The 12,530-nt window shown below is 40.1% G+C and carries 7 protein-coding genes; 1 reads left to right on the top strand and 6 read right to left on the bottom strand.

What is annotated here, in order from left to right; all coding sequences use genetic code 11:
* Window positions 1-180: 180 nt before the first annotated feature.
* The 5 genes from DBZ36_RS05850 to DBZ36_RS05870 all read right to left on the bottom strand — a co-directional run bounded on the left by DBZ36_RS05850 (window position 181) and on the right by DBZ36_RS05870 (window position 8,556).
* Window positions 181-1,449, bottom strand: a complete 1,269-nt coding sequence (locus tag DBZ36_RS05850; protein WP_120353977.1) for a DEAD/DEAH box helicase — start codon at window positions 1,447-1,449, stop codon at window positions 181-183.
* A 303-nt stretch (window positions 1,450-1,752) separates the two neighbouring features.
* Window positions 1,753-3,303 (bottom strand): DUF3369 domain-containing protein, encoded by a 1,551-nt coding sequence (locus tag DBZ36_RS05855; protein WP_120353978.1) that lies wholly within the window; start codon window positions 3,301-3,303, stop codon window positions 1,753-1,755.
* Window positions 3,296-5,269, bottom strand: coding sequence for an MHYT domain-containing protein (locus DBZ36_RS05860; RefSeq protein WP_120353979.1), 1,974 nt, complete (start codon window positions 5,267-5,269; stop codon window positions 3,296-3,298). The genes DBZ36_RS05855 and DBZ36_RS05860 overlap by 8 nt, the downstream gene beginning before the upstream one ends.
* 291 nt (window positions 5,270-5,560) lie before the next feature.
* Complete coding sequence (locus DBZ36_RS05865; RefSeq protein WP_158589034.1) at window positions 5,561-7,480, bottom strand: putative bifunctional diguanylate cyclase/phosphodiesterase; 1,920 nt, start codon at window positions 7,478-7,480, stop codon at window positions 5,561-5,563.
* A 68-nt stretch (window positions 7,481-7,548) separates the two neighbouring features.
* A complete protein-coding gene (locus DBZ36_RS05870; RefSeq protein WP_120353981.1) occupies window positions 7,549-8,556 on the bottom strand; it encodes an ABC transporter substrate-binding protein in 1,008 nt (335 codons plus the stop codon).
* 338 nt (window positions 8,557-8,894) lie between these two features.
* Between DBZ36_RS05870 and DBZ36_RS05875 the strand changes: the two genes are divergently transcribed.
* Complete coding sequence (locus tag DBZ36_RS05875) at window positions 8,895-10,292, top strand: bifunctional diguanylate cyclase/phosphodiesterase (RefSeq protein ID WP_120353982.1); 1,398 nt, start codon at window positions 8,895-8,897, stop codon at window positions 10,290-10,292.
* A 45-nt stretch (window positions 10,293-10,337) separates the two neighbouring features.
* Here the strand turns inward: DBZ36_RS05875 and DBZ36_RS05880 are convergent, their stop codons facing one another.
* Window positions 10,338-12,494 carry an EAL domain-containing protein gene (locus DBZ36_RS05880; protein ID WP_199711779.1) on the bottom strand — a complete coding sequence of 719 codons (2,157 nt, stop codon included), beginning with the start codon at window positions 12,492-12,494 and terminating at the stop codon, window positions 10,338-10,340.
* Window positions 12,495-12,530: the final 36 nt, after the last annotated feature.

Consider the following 12,530-nt stretch of genomic DNA (forward strand, 5'->3'; position numbering starts at 1 on the left):
GGGTCTTCCATCCAAATTTTCAGAACTTTCTTAAGCTGTGCACCTATCAATCCAACTTCTAACCAACACTGACTTGAACTATTATCTAAAAATTATAAGCCATCAAGCTACGATTATATTTACATTTATCCACACATCAAAGTGCTAAACTCGTTGTTAAAATTGGGGATGTTTATGCGTCTACCTACGCTTGCTACGACTACGATTAGAACCACTCTTGGTATGCTTTGAACGCTTTTGTGTTTGTTTTAGATACGTCGGGTCAGGCTCAAAATTGCCATACAAATCGTCGTCGCTTTCATCAACAATTGGTTTTATTGCTAGCTCAAATCCCGGGACTAGCGTTTGCGTAAAAGTGCGCCCTATTAGTTTCTCGATGGACTTGAGCTGCTTCGACTCATCGTCACTGAACAGCGAAATAGCTAAACCTTTATGTCCAGCCCTGCCAGTACGTCCAATTCGATGAACATAGTCTTCGGCAACAAAAGGTAGATCTAGATTAATCACGCATGACAGTCGACTTAAATCAATCCCTCTTGAGGCGAGATCTGTAGCAACTAAGACTTTTATACTGCCGTCTCGAAATCCACCTAAAACTTGCGTTCTAGCATGTTGAGTGCGATTGGCATGGATTGACGCGCCACGTATTCCAACTTGCTCCAAATTCGTAACCAAATTGTCAGCACCGTGTTTAGTGCGGCAAAAGATGAGTACTTGGTTCCAGCTATTACTTTTGATCAGATGGATTAGCAGTTCGGTTTTGCGGTTTTTGTCTACCGGATGTACACGTTGTGAGATAGCTTCCAAATTAGAGGTTTCGGGAGAAATTTCTACGGTCGCAGGACTATTTAACATGTCTTCAGCCAGCAAGCGAATTGGATTGGTAAAAGTTGCGGAAAACATTAAGTTTTGTCTTTTAATTGGCAACAGCTTTTGAATGTGACGTATATCGTCTACAAATCCTAAATCTAGCATTCGGTCCGCTTCGTCTAAAACTAGTATTTCAAGCTTGTCGAAGGATAAGGCTTGTTGAGTGTATAAATCGAGTAAGCGACCAGGCGTAGCAACCAGTACATCAACGCCGGACTGCAGTTTCGCTATTTGTGGTTCTATCCTAACCCCACCATGTACAGCTGTGGTGCTAAGATTCGTCAAACTGCTATAACTTAGTATTGCTTGACCCACTTGTGCTGCCAGTTCCCGAGTTGGTGTAAGGACAAGCGCTCTAATATGATTGTCAGTAGCAGCGGTCCCCTTTGTCAAAAGCTGTAGCATAGGTAAGCTGAAACTAGCTGTTTTTCCGGTTCCAGTTTGAGCGATGGCTATAAGGTCTCGTTGTTCTAGAACCAAAGGAATTGCTTGTTGCTGTATGGCTGTCGCTTTTGTATAACCCTGTTCGATTAGAGATTGTTGCAATTCTTTACATAGGCTAAAGCTGCCAAACGACATAATGAATCCTTAAATAGGTACTGGTGGTGTTAAGCGAGTGACGTTTAAACATCCGGTGATGCTTTGAGAAAAATAATAAACGTAAGATCTGAGTGACGACTTCGAACGCATACTACAGCCAAAGTTGTAATCAAGGATAGTTATAATTAGGATTTAATACCGCGAAAACTATACCAAATTCGACCGAGGCACCAACCTACAACATCGTACTAACAACAAGCCCTACAGGCCAGTGTTAGAACGATATGGAAAACAGCTAATGTTACCTAGCCTAGCTTTTTTTACTAGTTGATCCACAGAGGATTACTGGTGATCAGGATACCTGTCAGTTATTTCTGTCATCTCATCTACATGGCTGAGTACCCAATCGACAATTGTAGGATCAAAATGCGTACCCCGCTCACGCTCTAACAGCGCTAGAATACGACTTAATGGCCACGGTTCTTTATATGAACGTCGACTACCTAAAGCGTCAAATACATCTGCTATCGAAACTATACGCCCATAAATATGTATATCTTCGCCACTTGTGCCTTCAGGATAGCCACTTCCATCCCATTTTTCATGGTGCTCACCTGCAACGATAGCAGCAGATTTAAGTATTTCTCGGTCAGAACGTTGTAACAGTTGGTAGCCCATTATCGCGTGAGTTTTCATAATTTCGAACTCATCTTCTTTAAGCCTACCGGGCTTATGTAAAATAGCGTCGGGGATCCCAATTTTTCCGAAATCATGTAATGGTGATGCAACTTTTAAAATTTCTGCTTCGCGTTCGCTTAGGCCCAGTCCGATAGCAATCAGATAGCTATATTCAGCAACGCGTCGAACATGATTGCCGGTCTCTTTAGAACGAGTTTCAATAGCTTCGCCAAGCATATAAACCATATCGCGCTGCGTGCCCTCAATTTCGTCTCTTAAAAGGATGTTCTCATAGGCTATCGCAACATTTTGCAAAAATAGTTTTACTAGATCAGCGTCATCCTCTGATAAGGGCTTATTGCTGCGTAAGTAAATGATATCTTCACGCTCAGGGCTAGGTTTGAAATAGCCAACGTATGCCTCATCACGCACCACGACACTTTTGCAATCCAGTGCTTCTCGAATAATTAAATTTACGTCTTCGGGAAGCTTATGATCTAAGTCTTCTCCAATTGCATCAACATATTTACCAGTTGCTGCGACAACTTCAATTTTGTTTTTACTCATCCTACGTTCAATTGCGATACTGTCACAAAATCCATAAAGACTATTACCTTGAACATTTAGAACAGCAATTAATTGTTCAAGCACTGCCTGAATGAAACCTTGCAACATTTTGGGTCTAAACATTTCACTCGAAGACTCGATGACACGGCGTAAGCCTTTACGGTTTGCCTCTAAGCTTTCGAGGTCACGGTAGGAACGTAAAGTGGTCAGCATAGTACTAAATAGTTTTTGAGAAGTTAGCTCAGATTTTTCTTTGTAATCGTTGATATCAAAATCAAGAATAACTTTGCGCTCTGGTGCTTCTCCGGGTTGACCTGTTCTTAGCACCAAACGAATCAAACTGTTTTTTAATTCATCACGAATGTGCCGAATTAGATCTAAACCTGCGCTATCGTTTTCCATTACAACATCAACAAAAGCAACCGCTATATCGCTGTGATGTTCGAGGATTTCCATAGCCTCCTTTGCACTAAAGGCGTGAATAAATTCAATCTCTCGTGCCTCGAACACAAATTTTCGTAAGGCAAGCTTGGTGACGTCATGAACACCTTGCTCATCATCAACAATTAGAACTTTCCATGCTGGAGCTCTTTGTACCGTTGGCAATGACTCTTCGGGTGCAAAGATTAAATCTAAGTCTTCAGGCATTATTTGTCTCCTCGCTGATAATTGGCAGTGTTATTTCAAAATGAGCTCCGGACCATTCTTCATCAATAACTTCTATTGTTCCATTTAATGTGGTCTTGACTAAATTGTATACGATACTCAAACCGAGTCCGCTTCCACCCTCGCCCATGCGGGTCGTAAAAAATGGGTCAAAAATTTTGGTTTGAATCTCTTCGCTTATTCCAACCCCTGTATCACGATAATTGAGTTGGATATGATTACGAACCCGGTTTCCGGAGATTGTGATTTTTCCTGGCTGTTGAGCGTTAAACCCATGTATAAGTGAGTTTTGAATGAGATTAACGAATACTTGGTAAAGCGCTCCGGGATTGGTATATATGTCAATTGTTGTATCAATAGTGTTGGATACAACAATTTGAGTTTTGCTAAGCTGAGGCTTAATGCTGAGTATCGCTTCGTTTATATAATTATGTAGATTAATAGTTCTAGAACTATCGCTAGACTGATCAACGGCAACTTGCTTAAAACTAGCAATCAGATCTGAAGCGCGTTTTAGATTTTTCATTAATATTGTAGTCGACTCCTGAGTATGGTGAAAAAACTCGTCTAAGTCTGACTTTTTCATTGTGCCATCGGCAAGTTTGTTAGTAATCGCGGTCAACTCTTCATCCATGTTAGATGCTGCTGTTACACCTATACCAATCGGTGTGTTTATTTCATGGGAGATACCTGCAACTAAGCTACCTAACGATGCCATTTTTTGACTATGAACCAGCTCTGACTGTGCTTCCTTTAAACTTTTCATGCTTTGGTTGAGTTCCAAATTGGCATGTTTTAACTCAAGTGTGCGTTCCTCAACGCGGAGCTCTAAGGACTCATTAAGCGTTTTAATAGATTCTTCAGCATTTTTTTTGTCAGTTATATCTGTAAAAACGAGTAGATGGCGAACTTTATCTAGATAGACAAAACAGGTTAAAGCAACTTCTATTGTACGCTTTAAGTTATCGTCCTTTAATTGAAAGTGTTCTTTTACAACTTGGCTAGACTTAGTTCTATAATTGTTTACCCATAAAAGAAAGCGCGCAAAATCACCGCTTGTGAAACAATATCTGAAGTCTTTTAATGTTGTTAGTGGCCTATTGGGAATGGTAAACATGTCACGAAATAATTGGTTTGTGTCTACAAATTCATTTTGCTCAACAACAAGTAAGCCTTCACCCATATTGGCGTGTGCATCAAAAACAGCCTGGTAAAACGATTTTTCGGATATCGCTTTATCAAGAATAGTAGCCATTTGCGTTAGGAAAAGAGCCGTGACAACAATAATTGTCACAATGACGAGTAACACATCGCGATCTAGATTGATGCCGCCGGTTGGATCTGAAACACAGTCTGCGGGGATGACAACAGCAAACATACCCACATAATGCATACCTGTTACCGCTAAGCCCATAATCAAGGCACTTAGCAACTTGAATTTTGGATTTACACGGTTTTGACGAATTTGGAAGGACAACAACAATAATGCCGCGCCGGAAGCAGCAATAGCAATAAGGATAGACAACATAACGATTGGAGGCTTGTACTCAATGTCAGGCGTCATATGCATAGCAGCCATGCCGGTATAATGCATTGCAGAGATGCCAAGTCCTATGAACAACGTAACTACAGAAAACTGTAGCCAACCACCACGTCGTTGAACAACGAATAAAGCAATAAAAGAAGCGATAATTGCTGGAACTATAGAGAAAGCAGTTAAGGCAATATCGTAATAAACAGGGATGGGTAATCTAAAAGCTAACATGCCGATAAAATGCATGGACCATATTCCCATCCCCATAGAAATGGAACCACAGACGGTCCAAATGTAAGCAGCTTTACTGCGTGATACTGCAATACGTAAACAAACACCAACGACAATGTATGAAACGTAGACAGCAACTAATATAGACAACAAAACGATAAAGGGATTAAAGGTTGAATTCACTTATGCACACCTTTGAAAAATACAAAACACAGCTTCTAAATCAATAGTATGTAACCCAATCAGTATATTACACCCTCGATAACTTCCAAGATTTAACGACATCTATGTGCCATTGGATGATGGTTAAATTGAAACAGCAATAAGAATGTCTAATTTTGGCTACAAAAAATGAGTGTAGCTTTTTATTTAAACCGTGTAGTTGCCGTTTAACGAAGTGAAAAAACTGAGCCAAAATCTATCCCAAAAATAAAGTTTATAGACACTATCAGCCATTCACTCATAAGTGCGAATCTATTTAGATAAGCGCTTTGTGTTATTGGTTTCAAAATGGGCGATTACTAATTCAGGTGATTTCGGCCTTGCAAGGTAAAAGCCCTGTACCATATCGCAGTTTAAATGCTTTAAAACATTAAGTTGTTCCTGAGTTTCAACGCCTTCAGCGACCACCGTAAACGATAAACTTGTACACAGTTTAAGCATTGATTCAAATACACTTAGAGCATCTCCTTCGTTCTCAATTCCATTGACAAAACTTCGGTCGATTTTAATCTCATCTACCGGTAGGTTTCTGAGCCGACTTAAGCTTGAATAACCGGTCCCAAAATCATCAATTGAAATCCGTATACCCATAGACCTTAGTTGTTGCAAATTTTCGTTAAGGGAAGGGTCAGAGTCCAAAAACGTGTGTTCAGTTATCTCTAAACATAGACGTTCAGCAGAAACCTCGTAACGTTTTAGCAAATTGCTTATTTGTTCGATCAGCGCTGAATTTCTAAAACGCATAGCTGAGAGATTAATTGACATTGATGGACAGTCAACGCCTTGTTTTTGCCATTGAGCCAGCTGACGGATAGATTCTGTTAAAACCCAGTCATTAATACCTTCAATTAACCAAGATGACTCTGCTATAGGTATAAATTTGTCGGGACTTATCAAACCTTTTGTTGGGTGTTTCCATCTAATTAGCGCTTCTACCCCTATTGCCGATAAGTCACTTACCCTCCACTGAACTTGATAATCGAGGTAAAACTGTCGTTCACGCAATGCCAACATAATATCGCTTTCAATTTGCATTTGTTCTTCAGCACGTTGCGTGAGTTCAAGGGTATAAAATGAGAATGTCGATTTACCATCTGACTTTGCGCGATACATCGCAGCGTCGGCATTTCTTAGTAATTCAATATAATTTTTACCGTCTTGGGGGTAGATAGCGATGCCCATACTTGCTGATATACTGATTCGCTTACTGGGAATCTCATAGGGCTCAATACACTGTTGTTGAACCTTGTTAACTATATTTAATGCACGTCTTGATGCTGAGCCAGGTGTTAAATTGCTAATAAAAATACAAAACTCATCACCGCCTAATCTACAAATTGTATCGTTGGGGCCAATTGCTAGTTTAAAGCGTTCTGCTACTTGCTTTAGTAACACGTCGCCCGATTCATGGCCTAAGGTGTCGTTAATATTTTTGAAGTTATCAATATCAAGTATAATGAGGAGTGATTCATATGCCTTGTTAAGTGATACACCAATAGTTTGGTTTAAATGATATCGATTAGTTAGACCCGTAAGAAAATCATGGTTTGCTTGATGTTCCAACTTATCATGCGATTGGTTTAACGCATTAAATAGCCGTTTAAGTTCGATTGCTGAATGCTTGCCTAATTGGTTTAAGGTTTCGTTATCGTCAACAATTAAAGCATTTTTAGCTAGGGTTATCGGTTTAATGATACGTTGATAAAAATAGAACGCAGCAATACCGACCAAGCTGATTATCCAAAGCGCTAGTCCAGCAAGGATACGCAAGTTGATTTGAGAATGTTGAATACTATCGTGGTTATACTGTTTAGAAATGATGCTTAGCTGCTCAATTAACAAATTAAATTGTAGCAAGCTCTGTTGATGCAATAATAAGGAAAACTCTTCGTTTTTGGGACCAGAAAAACTCGCCAAAAAGGCGTCAAGTATGTCGATTGAGTCGTCTACATTTTTAACTAATTCAGTCCAATTGTTTTGTGTAGCAATACCTCTCACATTGGCTAACGCGACTATACTTCCGTTAAGAGCACGAGGTGAACCTAAGGTTGAACGGGGATCAACCATACCTACTGCGGTACTTACACGACTGATGAGAGTATTTGCTGTAGATATATCCAAACTTACATTTTGTCTAAGGTTAGACTCATTAAATAGTCTGATCGTTATCACACCAGTTATTGCACCACTTATTAAAGTAATGAAAAAGATGGCTAGTGTTAACTTTTGAGCAGATATATTCATTCAAGTAATTTTATTGAATCCGGGCTTACTTTAGACAATGGCCCAGTCTCAACATACTGACGGTAATCTATTGGCGCTTGGTCAACGTACCCTACTCTATAAGCCCATTTGCCTTGTTGCTCTAAATGGAATAGATCTGATTCAGCCAAATTAAGGCTAAACGAAATGTCACCATAGAGTTCACTAAGTTCCTCTGGTGAAGAATCGACGATCTCGGAATGATACAAAGCAACTTTATCAGGGTTGGAGCGAATATCTTGTTCTGCCCGCTTTAATGCGGACAAATATTTTTCAACAATCTGTGGGTGTTGTTCAAGAAAATCAGGATGCGTTACGACATACCAACCTTCTGTTGCGTAGGTAGTGCCGCGAATAACTTTAGGCTTTGTTTTAACAGCTTTGTATACATCTAAGTGAAACGGAGACCATACGATGGCAGCATCAATTAAGCCTTGTTGGCTGGCTTGAGCTAAGTTACGTGTAGGAATATTTACGATTTCGATATCATCTGGATTAATGTTGTTAGCAACCGTTACCCGATACCAAAAGTACTCAGCTGCTGTTTGCTGTTGTAAACCAAGTTTTTTACCGACTAAACTTGCCGGATCTGGGTTTTGTTCACTATCAAGGATGACTAGACTATTGAGATTGGAAGAACGGTAAATATTCGCCACTATCCGAATGTCGTTCGGAAGACTGATTCTGCCCTGTGCAAGATAGACAATTGGAGTTGGTGCGACGGTTCCAATATGTACTTCTCCTGCAATAACCTGTTTCATCGATTCAACGCCAGCCGAATTGTGAACTAACTCAATATCTAATCCTTCATCAATAAAATAACCTTCACGATAGGCATAGTAGAGGGTTGCATCACCGACAAAATTAACCATTGCTACTTTAACCGTGTTCAGTTCATCAGCATAAGAATTCGTTGAAAATCCTAGTACCGCACACGCTATAAATGTAGATAAATAGTTTCGAATAACCGAAGAACCAAACGTCATAATTTATCCTTAATAATTGCTTACTAAAAGAATAGCCCAAATGTGTAATAATTTGTGCAGCTTAAAGTAAAAGATCTGTATAAGAACAAAACTTTGGGACGCACATGACTAGATTTTAGTGCGCTAATCGTAGGCTATTTTAGCCGTTTTACTAACTAACAAGGGCTGAACGCGTACAGAGTTACGGCATAAATGCACTTAAAGATTTCGGAAAGCTAGCTATTTACCTTCTGTTTTTACTGGAAAAACATAGGTGCGCAGAACTAAAACTAACGTTAAACTTAAAAGTAAGTTGTCATCGCTATTGAAAAATAGAGACTAAAACGGAGCTTGTTTACATGTTATCTACGAATCAAAACAGTCTAGAAATAGACGCGTATACTTTGTCTCAAGTTTTCGAACACATAGAAAGTGCAGTTATTGTTGCAAGTTTAGATCGAAAGATTGTCAGTTTGAATCAAGCCGCAAGACTTCTTTTCGGTTACGACAATCAGCAACTAAAAGGTAAAAGCACCAAGTTGCTATACGCCAACGAAGCTGACTTTATAGAACTAGGTAAAAAACGGTTTAACTCACAAGCCAACTATAATGAAGAGTCTTATTCAGTTGATTACCTAACCGCATCGGGTTTACAACTTAAAGGGCAGACTTCCAGCGGTTTAATCAAGGACAGCTTGGGTCGTACTAGCCATTTTGTAGTTATTATAAATGATGACTCCGCCCGCTTAGCGGCTGAAGAAACACTGAACCGATTACACAGTATCACCTCTTCAAGACAGCTAACGTTTAAGCAGCGAGTGCAAGCCATGTTAGATCTTGGAGCGAAACACTTTGGTTTACCTATTGGTATTTTTAGTAAAATCACTGGCAACCAATATGTGATTAAAGAAGCGATTCATCCGGAAAACGCCCTAGAAATTGGGATGACTTTTGAGCTAGGTAACACCTATTGTAGCCATGTATTTAATGCGAACGATGTTGAAGGTTTTCACCATGCCTCTCAAAGTCATATTGCAACTCACCCTTGTTTTCTAAATTTCGGACTAGAAGCCTACCTTGGTGCCCCTATATTCGTTGATGGAGAACGCTACGGTACTTTAAATTTTTCTAGCCCTTCACCTACCAAAGCATTTATTCGTCAAGACATAGAAATAGTGCGCCTATTTGCCGAATGGGTCGGACATGAAATTGCTAGAGAGCATGATTTAAAAGCTTTAGAGAATGCCCACGCTCAGCTAGAAATATTAGCCAATACTGATGCCCTTACCGGTTTAGCGAATCGAGGTTGCACTGATCGTTTTTTACATGAGCAAATTAACGTAGCCCACCGTTTAGAGCGTGAGCTTGTGGTCGCTATTTTGGACTTTGACCACTTCAAACACGTAAACGATAACTATGGTCACCATGTTGGCGATGAAAGCCTTAAAGCATTTGCTAGCATTATAAAGCAATTAGCGCGAAGTCAGGATTTGTGGGGCCGTTGGGGCGGTGAAGAATTTCTAGTCATTTTTCCAAATGGCAGTATAGAAGGAGCAACAACGTCAATAGAACGTGTAATGACACAGCTTAAAGCTGTAAAATTATCATCTGAAGCACAAGATTTGCAGCTTACCATGAGCGCCGGCGTAAGTAGTTTACGCAGTGATGATACTGAGAAAAGCTTACTAGCTCGGGTTGACTCACTTCTTTACAAGGCTAAAGAAAACGGACGAGACCAAATTCAGAGTGATGATTAACGCGTGCGGTAGAAGCGTTATAATAAACTCAATGTAGCGCTGCATTTAAAGGGAAATCTTGTAGCTATCATTGAATAAAGGTTTAGGAAGGCATACGCCATAGCCCTGGGCGTAATCGACCCCTAATGTATCGAGAACATCGACAATGTCTTCGCTTTCTGCGTATTCGGCGACGGTTAATTTACCTAAAAGGTGGGCTATTCGGTTGATCGTTGCGGCCATCTCGCGATCAATTTGGTTGGTATCGATATTTTGCACAAAGCTACCGTCTATTTTGAGGTAATCAACTGGAAGCTTCTTTAGGTATTCGAAAGAGCTCACGCCAGTTCCAAAATCATCAAGTGCAAACTTAAAACCAATTGTTTTACATTCGTTAATAAAAACTGTAGCGGCTAATAGATTTTTTACCGCCACTGTCTCGGTTACTTCAAAACAAATCGAACATGGATCTACACCGTATTGCGCTACTTTTGACTCTATAAAGGGTAGTAGATTTCCAGTATTAATCGACGCGCCAGATAAATTAATACTAACCATTAACGAACAATCTTGGTATTCGTCAGTTAGCTGTTGAAAATCTGCAAATACCTTATCAATCACCCAGCGATCAATTTGCTGAATCAGGTCATAGCGCTCAGCAGCTGGTAAAAAGAATTGCGGCAATATCAGCGCATGACTTTCATCAAGCATTCTTAGTAAAATTTCCATATGTAATCGCTCTGTTTGGTCGCCGTTAAGCGAACGATATGATTGCTGATAGAGTACAAAGCGATTGTCTTTCAATGCCGATTCAATACGTTCAACCCAATGTGATTGGTTTCGATTTGCGGCAAGTTCAGTGTCGCTGGGCAGAAAAACACAGACTTGGTTTCTACCGTTTTCTTTTGCCCAATAGCAGGCTGAGTCGGCCTCACTTAATACGGCACTAGTGTCTGGGGTATCGCGTGTGATATTGGTCAATCCAATACTAATTCCTACGGTATAAACGCGTTTCATCCAAAAAAATTGAAACGAACTAATTTGATCCACGATCTCGTTACAGATCAATTCTCCTTGTGTGGTATCACAGCCATCGATAAGCAATCCGAATTCGTCCCCACCTAGGCGAGCCAAGACGTCGCCTTCTCGGACCTGAGATTCCATTAATTGTGTAATCTGCATAAGCAGTTCATCGCCTGCGGCATGACCGCAGGAATCGTTAACGACTTTAAAACGGTCTAAATCCATAAAACACAGCACAAAACGGTGCTTGCCTTGTTTCGATCTTTCAATTGCCTTTGATACTTTTTGTTCAAAAGCGCGACGATTTAATAAACTAGTAAGAGAATCGTGGGATGCCTCCCATGAGCGTTGTTCCAAATAGTTTCTCGCAATAGTGACATCGCGAATACACAAAACCACACCTGTCATTTCTTGGTTATGGCTAAAAATGGGTGCCGCGCGTTCTTCTATCGCAACGACTTTATTGTTTACGTCTAAAAAACTTTGCCCCTCACATGATGCCTCTGCTCTGGTAGCAAGCACCGTGTCAATAACCAGCGGATGCCTATCTCCAGATTTGTTTCTAAGATTCAATACATCAGCTATCGGAAGCCCCTTCATTTGTTCGAAGGGGCGTTCTAGTAGTGTCTCAGCTGCATCGTTTGCGAATAAAATATTTGTTTGAAGGTCACAGCGGATAACGGCATCACTGATCGAATGCAAAGTAATTTCAGCCCGATCTTTTTCTTCGAAAAGTTGATCAGAAATTTTTCGTACTTGACGTATAGGTAATAGACGCATGACGACCATAACCATAAAGCCAAGTATAAGACCAAATAAACCAACCATTAAGGTATTGGCTATTAATTGAGAAAGGGATTTACTGATATCAATGCGTCCGACTATGCTGTCGATATCATAAAGAGGATAACTACGGATCATTTTTAGTGAGTCAACAGGGTGTCCAGACGATGTGATTAAATCTCCTTGAGAGTCGTACACCTGTAGAAATTCATTCTCAAGTACGATAGGTTCTCGTTTCAAAATGCCTTGAATTCGGTTTTCAGCGTACATCCACGTATCCGGCATAGTTGTAATCAACTCGGATTGACTATTGGACTTAATTTTCACCTTAAAATTTAACTCACCGCTAAGATCGTTATAGGCCACAAACGCATACCCGATAGGCAAGCTTAATCCGACTATCAATGAAAGAATCATTGATAGTTTACTAATAAAATCCGTAAGCTGGCTATT

Source organism: Alginatibacterium sediminis (assembly GCF_003610775.1).
GTDB classification, from domain to species: domain Bacteria; phylum Pseudomonadota; class Gammaproteobacteria; order Enterobacterales; family Celerinatantimonadaceae; genus Alginatibacterium; species Alginatibacterium sediminis.